Raw genomic sequence first — 19,865 nt, forward strand, 5'->3', positions numbered from 1 at the left:
GGACAGCTAATTACACAGATGCATGTGATAATCAAGCAGTGGAAGTCAGTGTAACTTATACATGGACAGAGGATACAGAAGTTCCGGTAATAACAGCCAGTACAGGAAACATAGATTACACCGAATGTAATCCAACGATCACACCACCAACTTTTAGTGCGAGTGATAACTGCTTGGATCAGGATGTACCAGTAATCGGACAAACAACAGGACCAACAAACAATGGTTGTGCTTACAGTCAGACCTGGACAGCTAATTACACAGATGCATGTGATAATCAAGCAGTGGAAGTCAGTGTAACTTATACATGGACAGTAGATACGGAAGACCCAGTTATTACAACCAATGGTATTAGTGGTGATTTGGGTTGTAATCCAGAAGTTGTTCCACCATCTTTCAAGGTAGATGACAATTGTCTAGATAGTGACATGCCAATTCAAGCAAGTACTAATGGTCCAACTAATAATGGTTGTTCTTACAGTCAGACTTGGACAGCGAACTATACGGATGCTTGCGGTAATGCAGCAGAAGAAGTTAGTGTTACTTACACATGGACAGTGGATACGGAAGTACCAGTTATTACAACCAATGGTGTTAGTGGTGATCTAGGATGTAATCCTGAAATAACACCACCAACATTCAAGGTTGACGATAATTGTTTAGATGATGAGATGGATTTAGTGCCAAGTACTACAGGACCAACCAATGATGGTTGTGCTTACAGTCAGACCTGGACAGCGAACTATACGGATGCTTGTGGTAATGCAGCAGAAGAAGTCAGTGTGACTTACACATGGACAGTGGATACGGAATTGCCAGTAATAGTATGTCCTGAAGATTTGGATGATATTTGTAATGACGAATTTCCTTCATTAACTGCAACTTGGTCTGATAATTGTTCAGATGGTGGAACATTAACGCTTGATGGTCCAACTAGAATTGAAACAGCGCCAGATGGTTGTTCTGAAATTGGCTATTATGATTTCCAAGTGTATGATGAATGTGGTAATTTAGGTACTGAAACTTGTTCTATAATTAGAGAGTTTGATTTAATTGATAATTGTGAAACGGCGTTTGCAAAAGCAAATTCAGGGGATCAATGCTTTATACCTGACTTTAGTCGTTGGGGTTGGACAAACTATTTCAACAAGTATGGTGATTATACCATGGACTTATGGGCTGGAGCCGCACATTGCGATACTTGGCGAGGAAATCTTGTTGGTACTGTAGATGTAAGCTATAGCGCATCTGAAGTAATTGTTACTTACAATATAGCAGCAGGATATGTTATGAATGAAGCTCATGTTTATGTCGGATGCGAGCCTTATCCTAGAGGACGAGGTCGTGCTGCAAATTATACTGTGGCTCCAGGACAATATCCATTCAACCCTTCATTCTCGGGATATGTTCAGACCTATTCTGTAGTAGTTGACAATGAAACTGCAAGTAATTCTGAAGGTATTTATATTATAGCTCATGCAGTGACTTGTGAAGTGATTTGTATGTGCAGCAAGAGTATGGAGGATGTATGCTCAGAAGATGATAATCAAACTGAATTTGTTGGAGCGTTTGAATGTGAAGCATCAACTACTATAGGTTCATCGATTTTCAGCAGTTTTAGAGCTTATCCAGTACCGTTTGATAAGGAAGTGAATATTGCTTATGAAATGGATTATGACACTGATGTAACCCTTGAAATATTTGATATTAAAGGTGCATTAATTCAAAAAATCAAAAATGTAAATTATGTCAAAGGTGTCGAAGCTATAAGTACAATCGATATGTCTAAAACAGATAATCAATTATACTTTGTACGCATAACGACTAATAAAGGTACAGTTATTAAGAAAATTGTATCAAAAAGCCCTAGACGTAGGTAAGTATTAATCATTAATTAAGTTAAAAGCCCAACTTTAATTAGTTGGGCTTTTATATTTATGGGAGCTCAAAAAATTTATTATGCATGCATATAAATTAGTTTATATTTGTGATTAATTAATTATCATATCAGATATGCTTACCAAATTACTTAATATAAAATATCCTATCATTCAAGCTCCTATGTTTTTAGTTTCCAACACAGAAATGGTAATTGAAGCTATGAAATCTGGAATTGCTGGCTGTATTCCAGCTTTAAATTATAGAACTTTACCAGAATTACGTGAGGCTATTAAGGAACTTAAACAAGCTAAAGTTGAAGGTGGATCTTTTGGCTTTAACTTAATTGTAAATAAATCTAATGTCAAGTACAAAGACCAATTACGAGTTTTATGCGAAGAAGGCTGTGATTTTATAATTACCTCACTGGGCAATCCTGAAGAAACTATTACTGAAGCCCATGCTGTAGGTATCAAAGTATTCTGTGATGTTACGGATTTACATTTTGCGAAAAAGGTGGAAGATCTTGGTGCTGATGCAGCCATTGCGGTTAATAATCAAGCTGGTGGTCACCGTGGAAATTTGTCACCCAAAGAATTAATTTCGCTTCTTACAAAGCATCTAACAATCCCAGTTATTTCAGCTGGAGGTGTAGGATGCAAATCAGATATTGATAAGATGATAAGTTATGGTGCTGCAGGTGTATCAGTAGGTAGCCCTTTTATTGCATCAATAGAAGCTGGTGTCACTGATGAATATAAACAAGCCTGTGTTGATTATGGTGCCAAAGACATCGTTATGACAGAGCGTATATCTGGAACACCATGCACAGTTATTAATACACCATACGTTCAAAAAATAGGAACTCGTTCAACCTGGTTGGAAAAAGTTTTAAATAAAAATAGAACTTTAAAAAAGTGGGTTAAAATGATTCGGTTTTATATTGGCATGAAAGCAACCGAAAAAGCGGCACTGCAAGCAACTTATAAAACGGTATGGGTAGCAGGACCAAGTATTGAATATACGCAAGCAATTTTACCGGTTAAGGATATTGTGAAAAAGTTAATTAATTAACTTTTAAGCGCTTCTATATTTTTTGAAAAGCCACAATAATAGTAGAAGTAATATAATTGCTATTAAAACATAAATAAAAATTTTAAATAAATCTTTAACAACATCAACTATATTTTTGTTGCTGCCATTACTTTCGGAATCTACCTGTGTTTTTGGAATGTATAACGTAAAACCAAAAGATTTATCAACTCTGTTTATGTTATTTTGATATTCTTTAAATTGAGTAGGTAATATGTGACTGTTTTGAATTTTTAAATAGTGTTTGACATCTACTTCATTTTTTTTCTTGTCATAGTTAACATACCAATCGTAGTAAAAAATATCGGAACTAACTATATCATCCATATTTTCCACATTCCAAGTTTTGGGAAGTTTTATCTTAAAATCATGTTGCCTAGCAACTGGATATGGTAAACTAACCTCGTAGTCTCGCTTTTCTTTAGTCGGAATGTATAAAATATTTAGTAAGCTAGTTGGTGTAAAAGTTGCTGCAATATAGTTTTCTTTATGTTGCATAGGTGCCCAAATACTATCAATTTTATACTCTTCAAATACTACGAATTCATTTTTCTCTAAATTATCTTTGATTATAGGCGTTTTTAAGGATTTGATGTTAAAATAATAATTAGCGTAGAAATTTTCATAATCCTTAATAATACCATTCATACTATTATTTTTAAAATAGTTACGCATATTATCGGCTTCAGCTTCACTATATGTTGTAACAATTTTTAAAGTGGCTCCTTTGTTAACTTCTTCAAGAATATATTCTTCATTTGTAGTTACTTTATTTGATGAGTTTGAAACGATTTCATCAAATACTGTTTCTTCTGGCTGAAGAACAAGACCATATTCATAATTTGGGAAATGTGTGTTTTTAAAAGTACCACCTTGATTTGTTAATGTTGGATCATAATAAAAAATATTTCCTGCTTTATCTATAACTTTTACGACACAATGATCAAAAAATATTGGAGAGGGTAGCAGATCTAAAATAACATGCTTTAAACTAGTATTCACGAGCATTGGGTATGCTTCTATATCTAACTCTTGCAACATGGTCACCATCAGCAAACTTTTATCTTTACAGTCACCATATCTTTGATTAAATACTTGGCTAGGATTATTGGGTTTATAGCTTCCTACACCAAGTTCGTAACCTAAATAACGAATATCATTTTGGACAAAATCTAAAACCGCTTTTATTTTTTTACCAGGCGTTTTATTAGCAGTTTTAATTTCATTTATTTTAGATTTTAAAGATGTATTTAAACTGGAATTTGATTCATAAACATTAACGCCCCAATTTACAACATCGGACCAATTATCGTACTCACTCACCAACAACGTATGATATGTTAATTTCCAAATAGGTATGCTGTCTTCATATTCAAATTTTGTTGGGTTTATAACCAACCATTGATAATAATTCAAACCATTCTTTTTTGATATTTCTGGAGATAAATTGGTGTTAATAGTTTTGTAATTTAATTTCTTATTTGATATTAAAGAGACATTAACTTTTCCAACAGGAACAACATCGTTCAAGTAATATGAATTACTGAATTTGTTATTATGTATGGGGTTAAACCCAATTATAGAGTAACTATAATCAATAATATCATTTGATCTTATGTCTGAAAGGTTTATCATAGCCGAAAGTGATCCATCGTATAGATGATTTTCTGCATTCAACTCCCTTCGCATTACTTGAAATTGATTTACATCAAGTTTGTTTACGGTTTTTCCATCTCGTTTAATGATAATTTCATGAAAAATGAGTTTTTGATACAGAGGATCATATGATACATTGATATTTGAAGCTGATTGAATACCTACATTATCTGTGATTTTCGTAACAAACCTAAAAAAGGATGCTTGTTTTGGAATATGAACTTGATAATCTGCAAGTAATAGAATACTGCCTTGTGAAATATCATCAAAATGAATTTTAGGGTCTTGCTCAAAATTTTGAGTGCTTACCCAAGAAGGTTTATTCTTTGTTATAACATTTGTCTGACAATTCGACTTTATAAAAAAAGCCAAAAAAAGAAATAGAAAGTAATTTTTTTTCAAGATTTCAAGATTTGATGTCGTGAAAATAGTGATTTTTAATTTTTATGGCCAAATTGAAAAAATTATTTTCAAATTTTCATAGTTAACGACAGTACAATAATTTGAATGAAAATTTAAAAGCAGGATTTTTTTATTTTCTCCCATTCGCTTTTTAAAATTCCGTAGCAGCAGGTATTGCGACGGAAACCATCTTTCATTAAAGTATCTTTTCTTAAAATTCCTTCGAGTGTAGCACCTATTTTTTCAACGGCTTTTCGAGATCGAGTATTACGCTCATCGATTCTAAATTCAACTTTTTCAAAGTTCATTGTTTCAAAGGCATATTGGAGCATTAAAAATTTTACTTGCTTATTTAAACCTGTTCCTTGAAAATCTTTACCAATCCATGTCCAACCAATATGTAGCGTTTTATTTTTCCAATTAATCAATCCAAACCTTGTGGAACCTGCATATGCTTCTTTGCGTTTGTCGAATATAATATATGGAATAGTGTTTTTCTGATAATAACCATCAACTGCAGTTTGCACATAGGTTTTAAGGCTTTCGGGTGTTGATATATCTGAAGGCGAGTAGTGAATAAGATCTTTTTCTTGCGCAATCTTAAGTAGTACTTTATAATTACTTAAATCTAAAAGTGTCAGTTTAACATATGTGTTTTCTAAAGTTTTTTCAGTCATAGTATTTTATGATGTTACATGGTGCTGATAATATTTTTAATAATTTCTGTATTTACAACATGTTTACCATTAAAAGGAATTACATCTAACGTAATACCAAATAATAGTGTGGCTTTTTCAATTTCTTGTTCTATACGTTCTTCATTAAGGTATTCATCTTCATTTCCATAGACTAATGTTGCTTTTCCTTTAAAATATTCAAAATCATCAGGATTTAATTCAGTAGGAATTCCACCCGAATGAATAATCAAACGGTCAGCTTGTAATTTTCTATATGCCATATAACGCATAGCGATACTTACACCTTGAGAATAACCCAAAATTATGAGATTTCCATTATGTGGTATATTTTCCTTTTCCAAAACCCCATCAATATAGTTCATAAGATTCATCGTTTCTTTATTTGTATTTTCTTTAGTCAGCCAACTCGCACCTACATGCCTAAATTTTGGGCCTATATAGTATTTACTTGGTGCTTGTGGAGCAATAAAGTAGTTTTCTTTGATATTCATTACTTCAAAATATTTCAAAAAGTAGCGGCTTAAGTAACCCATTCCATGAAAAACAAGCCAAATATTTTTTGTTTCAGGAGTTAACGTATTTAGTGTTGCGTAGGTGTTGGTTGTTGTGTAAGATATTTCTTTTTCTGTAAGATTCATTTTATGAATGGGTTTTGTACTTTTACAATTCGATTTAAAAATACAGGAATTTTATGCAAATATCTAAAGAAGAAAGGCTCAAACAATTAAATACCGTAGGTAAAAACACACTATTGGAAACTTTAGAAATTTCAATAATTGATTTTGGCGATGATTATTTAATAGCTAAAATGCCTGTTACTTCAAAAGTTCATCAACCTGATGGCGTATTGCATGGTGGTGCTACTGCAGCATTAGCTGAAAGTGTTGGTAGCTTTGCAATGCATATATTTTCAGATTTGGATAAAGTCTTTGTACGTGGTACAGAGATTACGGCTAATCATTTAAAAAGTGTTACGGATGGTCACGTATATGCCAAGGCAACATTTTTACACAAGGGCAGAACAACCCAGCTTTTGGACATTCGCGTGACTGACGATCATGATAATTTAATTTCAATTTGTAAATTATCTACTATTTCACTTCCAAGAAAAAAATAGCATGACTTCAGAGTTATTTTTTAACGTATTAGAGAGTCATTACAATGAAAACTTACCTTTTGTAGTTTATAGAAAAAGCAACAAAACCAATTTAATTAGCTTACTACAAAATAATACAGATATTAACTTTGTTTCAAGCTTTACGGAAAGTGGTTTTGTCATGGCACCTTTTGATAATGAGAACGATCCTATAATCATACCGTTAAAAAATGCAAAACAGATTGAAACAGATGATTATCGAGCAATTGAATTTAATGAACATCAAGAACAGTTTGATCCTAATCAAAAAGATAAGCAGTCCCATATCGATTTGGTTTCCAAAGGAATTGCTGCTATAAAGGACAAAAAATTTGATAAAGTAGTTCTGTCTCGAAAAGAAGATGTTGAAATAAAAGAAGATGATCCATTTAAACTATTTAAAAAGTTACTTGATAGTTATCCGCAAGCATTTGTTTATTGTTGGTTTCATCCTGAAACCGGTTTGTGGCTTGGAGCAACTCCAGAAACACTGCTGGAAATTGAAAACAAGAGGTTGACTACCATGTCATTGGCAGGAACAAAACCATACAAAGTTACTGGTAATGTGAGCTGGAATGCAAAGGAAATTCAAGAACAAAAAATTGTTACCGACTACCTAGTAGAACAGTTAGATAATCAAATAGATAGTTTACAAATTTCAGATACACAGACTATTCGTGCAGGTAATTTAGTACATCTGAAAACGATGGTATCAGGAATTTTAAAATCAAAAGGGAATAGTTTAAAAAACGTTATAAATAAATTGCATCCAACTCCAGCAGTGTGTGGTTTTCCTAAAGTTGCTGCCAAGCACTTTATTCTTGAAAATGAAAACTACAATAGAGCATTTTATACAGGCTATTTAGGTGAATTAAATTACGAAAAAAACCAATCTAGAAATCGGAACTTCCGAAATATTGAAAACAATGCTTATTCAAGTATAAAGAAAGTAACGAACTTGTATGTGAATTTACGTTGCATGAAATTAGAGGGTAATAAGGCTCAAGTTTATGTTGGAGGTGGCATAACATCAGACTCAAATCCTCAACAGGAATGGGAAGAAACTGTGGCGAAAACGACCACTATAAAAAAGGTACTACAATAATTTTATAGCATCCTGCTTATTCTTACTTTTGTTATAGATTAGATTGTATATGCGACACCCTAAAAACCCGCTTGCTCAAACTATTATTCAGCTTTGTAAAGCCAAACATATTAGTCATATTGTAATTTCACCAGGAAGTAGAAATGCTCCCTTAGCAATTGGTTTTTCAAACGACAATTTTTTTAATTGCTATAGTATTGTTGATGAGCGATGCGCAGGTTTTTTTGCTTTAGGAATAGCTCAAAAAACAAGAAAACCAGTTGCTTTGGCTTGCACTTCGGGTAGTGCTTTGTTAAACTATTATCCTGCAATTTCCGAAGCGTTTTATAGTCAAATTCCTTTGGTGGTACTTTCTGCTGATAGGCCAAAACATCTTGTTGGAATAGGCGATGGGCAAACCATTAATCAGAAAGACGTTTATAAAAACCATATTTTGTATTCGGCCAATTTAAAGTTGAATATTGATAATTCTTTTAGTGATCAGGATGACGATGAACCAGCAATAATTAAGAATATTGAGAATAAAATCGAACGGTTTTTAGGTATTAAACAAGAACTACAGCAGGAAAATGAAATAGAAATAAATAAGGCACTTAATAAAGCTATTCAAAAATCAGGGCCCATTCATATTAATATTCCTTTTGAGGAACCTCTATATGAGTTAACTGATACCTTATCAGTGAAGCCTAAAATCATCCAGTTAGATGTAAATCAGACAAAAATTGATGATTATATATTCAATGAATGTTTAGACGATTGGAACAATGCACCTAAAAAAATGATTTTGGTAGGTGTAAATTATCCTGATGATATAGAACAAAAATGGTTGGACGATTTGGCAAAGGATAATAGTTTGATTGTATTTACTGAAACCACATCAAATATTCATCACGACAATTTCTTTCCCAGTATTGACAAGCTTATTGCACCACTTGAAGAAGACGACTTTAAAGCTTTACAGCCAGATATTTTAGTCACTTTCGGTGGGCTCATAGTTTCTAAAAAAGTAAAAGCTTTTTTAAGAACATATCAGCCCAAACAGCATTGGCATATAGGAGAGGGCAAAGCGAATGATACGTTTTTCTGTTTAGATAGGCATTTGGAAATACACCCAAATACCTTTTTTGAAAATCTCTTGTCTGAAACCACACATTATGTAAAAAGTGATTACAAGCCAACTTGGGATAAAGTAAAAGCAAAACGATTAGAAAAGCATGATGAATATATAAAACAAATTCCGTTTAGTGATTTTAAGGTTTTTGATTCTATTCTCAAATATTTACCAGGTGCATCCGTATTACAACTTGGCAATAGTTCCACTGTTAGATATGCACAATTATTTAATTTGAATAATACAATTGATGTGTTTTGTAATCGTGGTACAAGTGGTATAGATGGCAGTACTTCAACGGCTTTAGGGTTTGCAGTTGCTTCTGAAAAGCAAACGACCTTAATTACTGGAGATTTGAGTTTCTTTTATGACAGTAATGCACTTTGGAATAACTATATTCCAATCAATTTTAGGATTATTGTTATAAATAATCAAGGTGGTGGAATTTTTAGAATACTACCAGGAAATAAGGATTCTGAAAATTTTGACACCTATTTCGAAACTAAACACAACTTAACGGCAAAGCATCTTTGCAAGATGTATAATTTTGAATATGATTCAGCAACAACCGAAAAGCAGCTGAAATTACAGTTAAAAACCTTCTTTGAAGCTTCAGAAACACCAAAATTACTTGAAGTTTTTACACCTAGAACGGTTAATGACGAGGTGCTTTTAGAGTATTTTAAGTTTATTAAATAGATTTATTTCCTATAGGAATATCCGTACCTTTGCCACATGATAAACATTGGAGAATACAATACACTAACTATTTTAAGAGAAACAGATCCAGGCTTATTTCTGGCTGATGAAGACGATAATGAAGTTTTGCTTCCAAATCGTTATGTGCCTGAAGATTTTAAAATTTGGGATAAAATTGAAGTATTTGTCTATCTAGATAATGACGAACGATTGGTTGCTGTAACTGATAAACCTTATATCAAGCGAGGAGATTTTGCACTATTACGCTGTAATGCTGTTACTCAAATGGGTGCTTTTTTGGATTGGGGAATGGTTAAGGAATTATTTTGTCCGTTCAAGGAACAAGCCTTTAAAATGAAAAAAGGTGGTTGGTATTTGGTGCATTGCTATTTAGATGAAAAAACGGAACGATTAGTTGCTTCGAGTAAAACCAATAGATTTTTAGATAATAAAGAATTAACTGTTGAACAGTTTGAAGAAGTTGATTTAATTGTTTCCCATCCATCTGAAATTGGGATGAATGTTATTGTAAACAAAAAGCATTTAGGGCTAATTTATAACGATAATATTTTTCAAGACATCAGTATTGGTGATAGGTTGAAAGGTGTCGTGAAGAAAATTCGTCCTGGTAACAAACTGGATATATCATTAGGTCAAGTTGGTTACCGAAACATTGAACCTAATGCTGAATTAATAATGAAGGAACTGGAGGATAACAGTGGCTATTTAAACCTCTCGGACAAATCAGATCCAGAAGAAATAAAGCGTGTACTTCAAATGAGTAAAAAAAGCTTTAAGAAAGCCGTTGGCTCGTTATATAAACAAAAATTGATTAAAATTGAACCAGACGGTATTCACTTATTATAATTTTAACTTGCTTTTTAATGCTTTAGGAACAGCATCCTTATGTACCATTACAGAAATAGTTTTTAAGCGCATATACGCTTCACTCATATATACATAGCCATCGTTAGCAACACGACTAGCATCTGTTCCCCAAGAATTTTTTACTTTGTAGTAAACGGTACCATTTTGGTCCTTAAGCATTCCAGTAATATGCATTAAATGGTCATCTGTAGTATTATAATTTTCAAACTCTTGCTGTCTGTATGCTTGAGTTATATTTTTCTCTGGTCTAACACTAATAATAGCTTCAGCAGCTTTACCGTCATTTTCTGGAATAACTGCAACACCATGTTTAGCTGAAAATGTTTTTTCGCTCACATCACAATCTAACTCAACAGTATAGCCATTATCTAAAGCATGGTTAATGACTGAAATCATTTCATCTAATTTTACATTATAAAAACTACCATTCGAAAAATTATCTGGAATATTTAAGATGAATTCAGAATAAAACGGTTCATGGGCAAACGACGTAATACTAACATAATCATTAGGATTTATTTTGGTCATTTCCAAAAATGTCATGGGCGTGTAAGGTATGCCTTCATAATTAAATGTTTCAATATTATTACCGAGGTATGTGTCTAAAATAGAATTAACAACGGCCTTCCATTTTGGTGACAGACTCTTTCCTGGATTATCAACATATATATCCAAAACACCATTCAAAACAGCGACCATCTCTGCATGATTATGCCTAGTTAGGCCGTCATTTAAACCAGAATAAACCGTTTGAGGGACTAACCCATATTTTTCAACGCTATTAATAACATCATGCGCTAATCCGCCTTCGCTGAATTGTGCTCTTCCTTGTCGCATTAAATAATTTTCAGCTTTTACAGGATAGGTGTTTCTTACCGTAAACATTTCAGAAATATCAATACTTTTTCCAGTAATGCGCATGATTTCACTTTCTAAAAATGACGATGCAGAAAAACTCCAGCAAGTTCCTGTATTACCTTGACTAATAACATCAGTTGTTTCTAAATCAATTATAGTTTCAAACTTGTATGACTGCGAAAAACTTACTAATGATACAAATAGAAAAACAGAAAGTGAGATAATATTTTTCATGTAGAGTAGCTGTTAATTTAAAATAATTTATTTTTGACTAAAATATAAAAAATGAGTGTAGCAAACTGGAAAACAGCTAAAGAATATGAGGATATAACCTATAAAAAATGTGATGGTGTTGCACGAATCGCTTTTAATAGACCGAATGTTCGAAATGCATTTAGACCTAAAACCACAAGTGAATTATATGATGCTTTTTATGATGCAAATGAAGATGTAAATATTGGTGTTGTTCTGTTATCAGCTGAAGGACCTTCAACCAAAGATGGAATATGGAGTTTTTGTTCAGGTGGTGATCAGAAGGCTAGAGGGCATCAAGGTTACGTAGGTGAAGATGGGTATCATAGACTGAATATTTTGGAAGTACAGCGTTTAATTCGTTTTATGCCAAAAGCTGTCATTGCTGTAGTTCCTGGTTGGGCTGTTGGTGGCGGACACAGTTTACATGTGGTTTGCGATTTAACCTTGGCAAGTAAAGAACACGCGATTTTTAAACAGACAGATGCCGATGTTACCAGTTTTGATGGTGGTTATGGTTCAGCATATTTAGCCAAAATGGTTGGGCAGAAAAAAGCGCGGGAAATTTTCTTTTTAGGTAGAAATTATTCGGCAAAAGAAGCTTTTGACATGGGAATGGTAAATGCTGTAATTCCTCATGAAGAATTAGAAAATACTGCCTATGAATGGGCACAAGAAATATTAGCCAAATCACCAACATCAATCAAGATGTTAAAATTTGCCATGAACCTAACTGATGATGGTATGGTTGGGCAACAAGTATTTGCAGGTGAAGCCACAAGATTAGCTTACATGACCGAAGAAGCCAAAGAAGGCCGTGATGCCTTTTTAGAAAAACGCAAACCGAATTTTCCCAAAAAGTGGATTCCTTAAAACACTTATATGAGTAGTCTAAAAAATTGGATTGAGGCAGCTCGATTAAGAACATTGCCTTTGTCTGTATCAGGAATTATTTTGGCAGGTTGTTTTGCTGAATATAACGGGTTTTTTAAATGGTCAATATTTGTTTTAGCCTTATTGACTACGATTGCTTTGCAGGTTCTTTCTAATTTGGCAAATGACTATGGCGATGGTGTTAAAGGAACAGATAATAACAATCGGATAGGTCCAGAACGTGCTATTCAATCAGGGAAAATTACTCCGCAAAGTATGCTTGGTGCTATTAAGGTTAATATTTTAATTACCATAGCATTGGTTTTCTTTTTAATTCTATCAGCATTTGGAGTTAGGCATTTTTGGTATGCGTTAGCCTTTTTTGTACTAGGAGCGCTTTCTATTTACGCCTCTATTAAATATACCATAGGTGACGACGCTTATGGTTATAAAGGGCTTGGCGATCTTTATGTCTTTGTATTTTTTGGATTGGTAAGTACTATTGGAGGTTATTTTCTTTTTGCCAAACAAATTGACCATGTTGTTATTCTACCAGCTATAGTTATAGGTTTGTTAAGTACAGCAGTTTTAAATTTGAACAATTTAAGAGACATTCATTCAGATTTGGAATCTAATAAAATCACGTTGGCGGTAAAGTTAGGATTTGAAAAAGCAAAAAAATATCATTATTTCCTAGTGATAAGTGCTATAGTGTTATCGTTTGTTTTTGCCATTTTATATTATACCAATTTATTCAATTTCATCTTTATTGTGGTTTATATACCGTTAATCAAACATGTTATAAAAGTCAAGTCTGTAGTTAATCCATCTAGCCTAGATTCAGAACTAAAAAAAGTGGCACTTTCAACCTTTGCTTTGGCTGTTTTATTAAGTGTCGGTTATTTACTTTAAGCACTTTATCGGAAAAGTAAGGCTGTATGTCAGTAAATATTTGTATTTCGTAGAAAATAAAGTAATTTAATGTTGTTGAAGAGAATAATCAACAAAGAAGCTATTAACCAGTTTCAATTATCGGGATAGAAAACTCAAGTAAATTTTTTAAATGTACTTGAGTTTTTTTATATTTTCAATAAAATTTATCACCATGAAAATTACTTTTTACGGTCACGCCAGTTTAGGAATTCAAGTCAATGACGTCACTATTTTAGTTGATCCATTTATTAGCGGCAATGATAAAGCGTCGCAAATAGATGTTAATTCACTTAAAGCTGATTATATATTAATTACACATGCACATCAAGATCATATATTGGATGTAGAAGCTATTGCAAATCGCACCAAAGCAATTATTATTTCAAATTATGAAATAGCAACGCACTATGAAAATAAAGGTTTTGAAGTCCACCCTATGAATCATGGTGGCTCATGGGATTTTGAATTCGGAATGGTTAAATACGTAAATGCAATCCATACGTCATCATTTCCTGATGGCAGTTATGGCGGGCAACCTGGTGGATTTGTAATTGAAGGGGAGCACAAAAACATTTATATAGCAGGAGATACGGCTTTGACAATGGATATGAAACTAATACCAATGCAAACCACTTTAGATTTAGCTATTTTACCAATAGGCGATAATTTTACAATGGGAATAGATGATGCGATTATTGCTAGTGATTTTGTGCAATGCGATAAGGTTTTGGGCTATCATTTTGATACGTTTGGCTATATAGAAATAGATCATGAAGAAGCCAAGCGTAAGTTTTTTGATAAAGATAAAGATTTGATGCTATTAGCTATTGGAGAGAGTTTAGAACTTTGATAAAGGAAAATGAAATTTACATGTACTATTGAAATCAACAAACCTAAAGATCACGTTGTAAAACTATTTGCTGATCCAAAATATTTGAGTAATTATCAAGATAACTTTATTAGTAAAGAGTTAATATCTGGGAATGAAGCGGAAAATGGTGCTATGTCCAGAATGCTTTATAAAATGGGTAAAGGTGAAATGGAATTAATAGAAACCATTATTGAAAACAAATTACCTGATTCTTTTTTTGCAGAATATCATCATAAGCATATGGATAATACAATGCTATGTACATTCGAAGCATTAAGCTATGATACAACACGCTATAGTTCAGAAATCAATTATACTGCATTCAGAGGATTTATACCAAAAACTATGGCATTGTTTTTTCCAAGTGTGTTTAAAAAGCAAGTCAATAAATGGCTAGTTAATTTTAAGAATTTTGCTGAATCACACTGAATTATTAGAATTTGCTGTTTCTTTCCATTCATCGCGTAAATCACTGCTAATTTTTCCAGTTCCATCATGCTTCCAACCAGGTGGTTTAACTAGATAGAGTAGCCTATTTTTAAGTGATTTCCTTCCGCTAAACATATCTTTAAACATATTATACCACTCAATGAATGCTATTTTTATAGGATTAAAAGTATTTATGTTTTTTACCAATCCGTAGGTGACTTTTTCATCTGATAGTTCTGGTTGAAAAGTGCCAAATAACTTGTCCCAAATAATCAAAATACCTGCGTGATTTCTGTCTAGATATATAGGATTGCTCCCATGGTGAACTCTATGATGTGAAGGCGTATTAAAAATAGCTTCAAACCATTGTGGCATTTTGTTAATAGCTTCAGTATGAATCCAAAATTGATATAATAAACTAATAGACATTTGTAACAATATCATAGCTGGATGAAACCCAACTAATGGCATCCATAACCAAAAAATAAAGGAGTAAAATCCACCAGACCAAGTTTGGCGTAGCGCAGTGCTTAAATTATAATGCTGTGATGAATGATGAACAACATGCGATGCCCAAAATAACCGACATTCATGAGAAATGCGGTGAAACCAATAATAAGATAAATCATCAGCAAAGAAGATTAATATAAAACTCCACCAAGCGATTGGGATAGTGAAAATCCTGAAATTTTCATAAATTAATACAAACGACCAAAGAACAATAGCTTTACTCAAAAACCCAAGAAATACATTTCCTAAACCCATAGCAATGGAAGCAAACGCGTCTTTGGTTTCATAACCTTTTGTTTCTTTAAATTTCTCGCGAGTGGTTACGAATAATTCCAATAACATAGACACAATAAAGATAGGAATAGCGAAATGAATGATATTTGGAAATTCAGGCATTTAATGGGATATTTGTGTTTTAAAAATAATGCTTTTTTTTAAAATCTAAAGTCTAGATTAAAATCATTCAAAAAGAAATTTTCGACTATGACCAAAACGGTTCGTTTTTTATTTATTTTCAGTTTTTTTACGATTGTTTCATTACAAAAGGCCCAAGCACAAAATCCCAATCAAATGGGAGCTTGGTATATGTACTTTTATGATGCGCAATTTAAGGAAAGTCAGTTTGGTGTCCAAGGAGATATTCAATATAGAAATTGGAATATCATTGGTGATTTAGAGCAGTTGCTTTTACGATCTGGCTTTACTTACAGACCTAAAAACACCACTGTTAAGTTAACTTTAGGATATGCACACATTACCACAGGCGATTTAGGTGAAAGTGACAAAAGTGTTACTGAAAGCCGTATTTATCAGGAGGCTTTATTACCTCAAAAAGTAGGTGGTCGAATATATTTAACTCACCGTTTTCGGTATGAACAGCGTTTTGTAGAAAATCAAGATTTTAGAACGCGATATAGATATAACTTATTTATGAATATTCCATTCAACAATAAAACATTTGAAAAGAATACATTTTATGCAGCATTGTACAATGAATTATTCATTAATGGACAGCAAGATATTGGTGATGGCAGAACTGTAGAGTTTTTTGATAGAAATAGAACGTATCTGGGATTAGGTTTTGTATTAAATCCAAAAATAAAGTTTCAACTAGGTTGGATGAATCAAAAAACTAATGCTTTAGGTAAAGGACAACTACAAGTAAGTATACATCATAAGTTTTAATTTTTTTAAACTGAATGGTTTTCAAGGAGCACTTAAGGAATTCAGTGTTTTAGATAGTTTACAATTTAAGTTTCAAATTTCAAACCATATTATATAGCAATATTGTTGACAATAAAAGTCCGGAAAATACTTTTTAAAAATTAAATGAAAGCAACCTGCCATAAGTACATACTCAATTTTAAACAGCCAAGTGGAACTTCGCGAGGGGTTTTAAAGACCAAGGAAACCTGGTTTATTATTTTAGAAGCGAATGGTAAAAAAGGAATTGGTGAATGTGGTATTTTGAGAGGATTAAGTGCTGATGATAGACCCGATTATGAAGATGTACTTAAATGGACTTGTAGCAATATTCATTTAGGTCTAGACATTTTAATGGGAGAATTAAAACAGTTTCCAAGTATACAGTTTGGTTTGGAGATGGCTTTAAAATCATTAAATAGCAAGAATCCTTTTGAGCTATTTCCCTCTGATTTTAGTTCAGGAAAATCTAGCATCCCAATTAATGGCTTAATTTGGATGGGTACTAAAGCTTTTATGAAGTCACAGATTGAGGAGAAAATACGGTCAGGATTTCGTTGTATAAAAATGAAAATAGGAGCTATCGACTTTGAAACTGAATATGAATTATTACAGTCAATCAGACAGGATTTTTCAGCTAATGATATTGAATTGCGTGTAGATGCCAATGGCGCATTTAATAAAAATGAAGCTCTAGAAAAATTAAAGCGATTATCTGATTTAGAATTGCACTCTATTGAACAGCCTATCAAATCTGGTCAGAAACAGGAAATGGCTCGTTTATGTGAATATTCACCATTACCAATTGCTTTAGATGAAGAACTAATTGGCATTTTTGATGTAACAAATAAAGCTAAATTAATACAAACTATAAAGCCTCAATACATTATCTTGAAGCCAAGTTTTGTTGGAGGTTGGCAAGGTAGTCAGGAATGGATAGATCTTTCTGAAAACCAAAACATTGGGTGGTGGATAACTAGCGCTTTAGAAAGCAATGTTGGATTAAATGCCATAGCACAGTGGACTTATACTTTGAGTAATTCATTACCTCAAGGTTTGGGTACTGGTGGATTATTTACAAATAATATAGTTAGTCCATTACATGTAGAAAACGGTACCTTGCAATATGATAAAAATAAAGAATGGTATTTTAATTTAGGATAATATGTATATATCACAAGCTTATAAAGTGTTACATGAATGGTGGCGTTACGCAGTTGGGTTACTAGTTATTATTTTTGCAGTAATAATTGGTCAAATTCCATTCACTATTGCTGTTTTAGCTAAAGCCGTTAGTAATGATGAAAGTATTATAGGTATGGATGAAATGGCTATGATGTCTATTTTGGAGCCTAATTTAAACCTATTCTTAATGTTGTTATCATTTGCTGTAGGCTTAATTGGTTTGTTTTTGGCAGTAAAATATTTACATAAGCAAAGTATAACTTCTGTAACAACTTCAAGACCAAAAATTGATTGGAGTCGTATTTGGTTTGCATTTATTGCCTGGGGCATTATTTCTTCGGGATTTATTTTTTTAGATTATTATATGTCTCCTGATGATTATGTATATAACTTTAAATTAGTTCCGTTTATAATACTGTGCATTATTGCAATCATACTAATACCATTTCAAACCAGTTTTGAGGAATACCTCTTTAGAGGGTACTTGATGCAGGGAATAGGAGTAATAACTAAATATAAATGGATACCTCTTATTTCAACTTCTCTAGTGTTTGGGTTGCTACACATAGCTAATCCTGAAATAGAAAAGCTAGGCTATGTGCTTATGGTTTATTATATAGGTACGGGTTTATTTTTAGGAATTATTACTCTTATGGATGAAGGTATGGAATTGGCACTTGGCTTTCATGCCGCCAATAACTTATTTACTGCATTGTTGGTTACTGCCGATTGGACAGCCTTGCAAACCCATTCTATTTTTAAGGATATTTCAGAGCCTGAAACAGCCGGTTTTTTTGATGTATTTATGCCAGTTTTTGTAGTCTTTCCCATAATGCTATTTATTTTCTCTAAAAAATACAATTGGACTAATTGGAAAGATAAATTATTTGGTAGAGTTCAAGAACCAGTTATTGAAGAAGATTATAAAACAATCGAGTAAGGTGGTACCAACTTATGACAAAATACATGTAAGGTTTAAGTTCAACGATATTTCTTTTGATAGAGATGCACTCAAGGAACTTGCCTATAGTTATATAAAGGAAGGAGAGCCTTTTGAAAAAGAAATAGGTGACTTCTTATCAGATTGGTTAGATAATAAGGACTACATTTTTAGTAAAACTTCAGGTTCAACAGGTAAGCCAAAAATCTTAAAAATTAAAAAGCAGTCAATGGTTAACTCTGGCATTGCTACTGGTGACTTTTTTGATTTAGAACCAAAAAATAGTGCCTTGTTATGTTTACCTGCACAGGCTATTTCTGGGAAAATGATGCTTGTAAGAGCCATGATACTTGGACTTGAGTTGGATGCTGTTAAACCCAAAAAATCAATTGATATAAATTTAGCCAAACAATATGATTTTATTGCTCTAACACCGATGCAATTGTATAATAGTTTGGATAGGGTTAAAAACATTAAAACTATTATAGTAGGTGGAGCTCCTGTAAATAGTTCTTTGTTAAAAGCAATACAAACCCTTAAAGCAGATGTTTATGAAACCTATGGTATGACTGAAACAGTAAGTCATATTGCCATTAAAAAATTAAACAATTTTGACTCCCAAATTAATAAACCATTATTTCATGTATTGCCTAATATTAGCATTTCAACAGATGATAGAAGTTGTCTGGTTATAAAAGTACCTTATTTATCTGATGAAGTGGTCATTACTAATGATGTTGTTAAAGTACATGAAGAAAATACTTTTGAGTGGTTAGGTAGGTATGATAACGTAATCAATTCTGGTGGTGTTAAACTCCATCCAGAAGTTATAGAATCTAAACTTCAAGATTTTATTTCTGAACGTTTTTTTGTAACTTCAGTACCGGACGCCATACTAGGAGAAAAATTAATACTTGTAATAGAAAGCATTGATAATCAAATTGATGAAACTGTCTTTAATGTTTTGAATAAACATGAGAAACCCAGAGAAATAGTTAATATTTCTAAATTCAGTGAATCTAATTCTGGAAAAGTATTGAGAAAGAGATCCCTACAATCAATGCTAAACAAGTTACCCTAAACAGTTATAATGTTTGCCTAATTGAAAAGTACCGTTCACTCATTATTATGTGAGTTATATGTTTTA

Annotated in this window: 19 protein-coding genes; 14 read left to right on the plus strand and 5 right to left on the minus strand. The window is 32.6% G+C overall.

All coding sequences use genetic code 11. The features are described 5' to 3' along the window. Together HGK31_RS08770 and HGK31_RS08775 are read left to right on the plus strand one after the other, a co-directional pair. On the plus strand, positions 1-1,880 hold a 1,880-nt coding region (locus HGK31_RS08770), incomplete at its 5' end, for a T9SS type A sorting domain-containing protein (protein WP_191859416.1). Between the two features lie 133 nt (positions 1,881-2,013). Further along, a complete protein-coding gene (locus tag HGK31_RS08775) occupies positions 2,014-2,952 on the plus strand; it encodes an NAD(P)H-dependent flavin oxidoreductase (RefSeq protein WP_223115329.1) in 939 nt (312 codons plus the stop codon). 3 nt (positions 2,953-2,955) lie between these two features. Here the strand turns inward: HGK31_RS08775 and HGK31_RS08780 are convergent, their stop codons facing one another. The 3 genes from HGK31_RS08780 to HGK31_RS08790 form a co-directional block, all read right to left on the minus strand. After that, the gene (locus HGK31_RS08780; RefSeq protein WP_191859417.1) at positions 2,956-5,028 is read right to left on the minus strand and encodes a DUF3857 domain-containing transglutaminase family protein; all 2,073 of its coding nucleotides are present in this window, start codon (positions 5,026-5,028) and stop codon (positions 2,956-2,958) included. Between the two features lie 113 nt (positions 5,029-5,141). Continuing rightward, positions 5,142-5,705, minus strand: a complete 564-nt coding sequence (locus HGK31_RS08785; RefSeq protein WP_191859418.1) for a GNAT family N-acetyltransferase — start codon at positions 5,703-5,705, stop codon at positions 5,142-5,144. A 14-nt stretch (positions 5,706-5,719) separates the two neighbouring features. Next, a complete protein-coding gene (locus HGK31_RS08790; RefSeq protein ID WP_191859419.1) occupies positions 5,720-6,364 on the minus strand; it encodes an alpha/beta hydrolase in 645 nt (214 codons plus the stop codon). Positions 6,365-6,417: 53 nt separating this feature from the next. On the opposite strand from HGK31_RS08790, the gene HGK31_RS08795 reads away from it, so the two are divergent. From HGK31_RS08795 to HGK31_RS08810, 4 genes are read left to right on the plus strand one after another with little or no spacing between them, the layout of a single operon-like run. Further along, a complete protein-coding gene (locus HGK31_RS08795; protein WP_191859420.1) occupies positions 6,418-6,843 on the plus strand; it encodes a PaaI family thioesterase in 426 nt (141 codons plus the stop codon). Position 6,844: 1 nt separating this feature from the next. After that, on the plus strand, positions 6,845-7,966 hold the full coding sequence (locus tag HGK31_RS08800; RefSeq protein WP_191859421.1) for a chorismate-binding protein: 1,122 nt from the start codon (positions 6,845-6,847) through the stop codon (positions 7,964-7,966). 49 nt (positions 7,967-8,015) lie between these two features. Continuing rightward, entirely contained in the window at positions 8,016-9,776 is a 1,761-nt protein-coding gene (menD, locus tag HGK31_RS08805) for a 2-succinyl-5-enolpyruvyl-6-hydroxy-3-cyclohexene-1-carboxylate synthase (protein ID WP_191859422.1), read from the plus strand. Between the two features lie 36 nt (positions 9,777-9,812). Continuing rightward, positions 9,813-10,643 carry a CvfB family protein gene (locus HGK31_RS08810; protein WP_191859423.1) on the plus strand — a complete coding sequence of 277 codons (831 nt, stop codon included), beginning with the start codon at positions 9,813-9,815 and terminating at the stop codon, positions 10,641-10,643. Here HGK31_RS08810 and HGK31_RS08815 read toward each other — a convergent pair. Then, positions 10,638-11,756 carry a C1 family peptidase gene (locus tag HGK31_RS08815; RefSeq protein WP_191859424.1) on the minus strand — a complete coding sequence of 373 codons (1,119 nt, stop codon included), beginning with the start codon at positions 11,754-11,756 and terminating at the stop codon, positions 10,638-10,640. The two genes, HGK31_RS08810 and HGK31_RS08815, sit on opposite strands and share 6 nt — an antisense overlap. 51 nt (positions 11,757-11,807) lie before the next feature. Between HGK31_RS08815 and HGK31_RS08820 the strand changes: the two genes are divergently transcribed. From HGK31_RS08820 to HGK31_RS08835, 4 genes are all read left to right on the plus strand, one after another. Then, positions 11,808-12,647 (plus strand): 1,4-dihydroxy-2-naphthoyl-CoA synthase, encoded by an 840-nt coding sequence (locus HGK31_RS08820; RefSeq protein WP_191859425.1) that lies wholly within the window; start codon positions 11,808-11,810, stop codon positions 12,645-12,647. 9 nt (positions 12,648-12,656) lie between these two features. Continuing rightward, positions 12,657-13,559: a 1,4-dihydroxy-2-naphthoate octaprenyltransferase gene (menA, locus tag HGK31_RS08825; RefSeq protein WP_191859426.1), complete on the plus strand. Its 903-nt coding sequence runs from the start codon at positions 12,657-12,659 to the stop codon at positions 13,557-13,559. Between the two features lie 193 nt (positions 13,560-13,752). Continuing rightward, entirely contained in the window at positions 13,753-14,430 is a 678-nt protein-coding gene (locus tag HGK31_RS08830; RefSeq protein WP_191859427.1) for a metal-dependent hydrolase, read from the plus strand. Between the two features lie 9 nt (positions 14,431-14,439). Continuing rightward, the gene (locus tag HGK31_RS08835) at positions 14,440-14,880 is read left to right on the plus strand and encodes an SRPBCC family protein (protein ID WP_191859428.1); all 441 of its coding nucleotides are present in this window, start codon (positions 14,440-14,442) and stop codon (positions 14,878-14,880) included. On the opposite strand, the gene HGK31_RS08840 is transcribed toward HGK31_RS08835, so the two are convergent. Further along, positions 14,872-15,786: a sterol desaturase family protein gene (locus tag HGK31_RS08840; RefSeq protein WP_191859429.1), complete on the minus strand. Its 915-nt coding sequence runs from the start codon at positions 15,784-15,786 to the stop codon at positions 14,872-14,874. The genes HGK31_RS08835 and HGK31_RS08840 overlap by 9 nt on opposite strands. Positions 15,787-15,873: 87 nt before the next feature. Between HGK31_RS08840 and HGK31_RS08845 the strand changes: the two genes are divergently transcribed. The 4 genes from HGK31_RS08845 (at position 15,874) to HGK31_RS08860 (ending at position 19,799) form a co-directional block, all read left to right on the plus strand. Next, entirely contained in the window at positions 15,874-16,575 is a 702-nt protein-coding gene (locus tag HGK31_RS08845) for a DUF2490 domain-containing protein (protein ID WP_191859430.1), read from the plus strand. A 144-nt stretch (positions 16,576-16,719) separates the two neighbouring features. Beyond that, on the plus strand, positions 16,720-17,757 hold the full coding sequence (locus HGK31_RS08850; protein WP_191859431.1) for an o-succinylbenzoate synthase: 1,038 nt from the start codon (positions 16,720-16,722) through the stop codon (positions 17,755-17,757). Position 17,758: 1 nt separating this feature from the next. Then, the gene (locus tag HGK31_RS08855; RefSeq protein WP_191859432.1) at positions 17,759-18,718 is read left to right on the plus strand and encodes a CPBP family intramembrane glutamic endopeptidase; all 960 of its coding nucleotides are present in this window, start codon (positions 17,759-17,761) and stop codon (positions 18,716-18,718) included. After that, entirely contained in the window at positions 18,690-19,799 is a 1,110-nt protein-coding gene (locus tag HGK31_RS08860; RefSeq protein WP_223115330.1) for an AMP-binding protein, read from the plus strand. The genes HGK31_RS08855 and HGK31_RS08860 overlap by 29 nt, the downstream gene beginning before the upstream one ends. Positions 19,800-19,865 lie beyond the last annotated feature (66 nt).

The organism is Hanstruepera ponticola, assembly GCF_012931685.1.
Lineage (GTDB): Bacteria > Bacteroidota > Bacteroidia > Flavobacteriales > Flavobacteriaceae > Hanstruepera > Hanstruepera ponticola.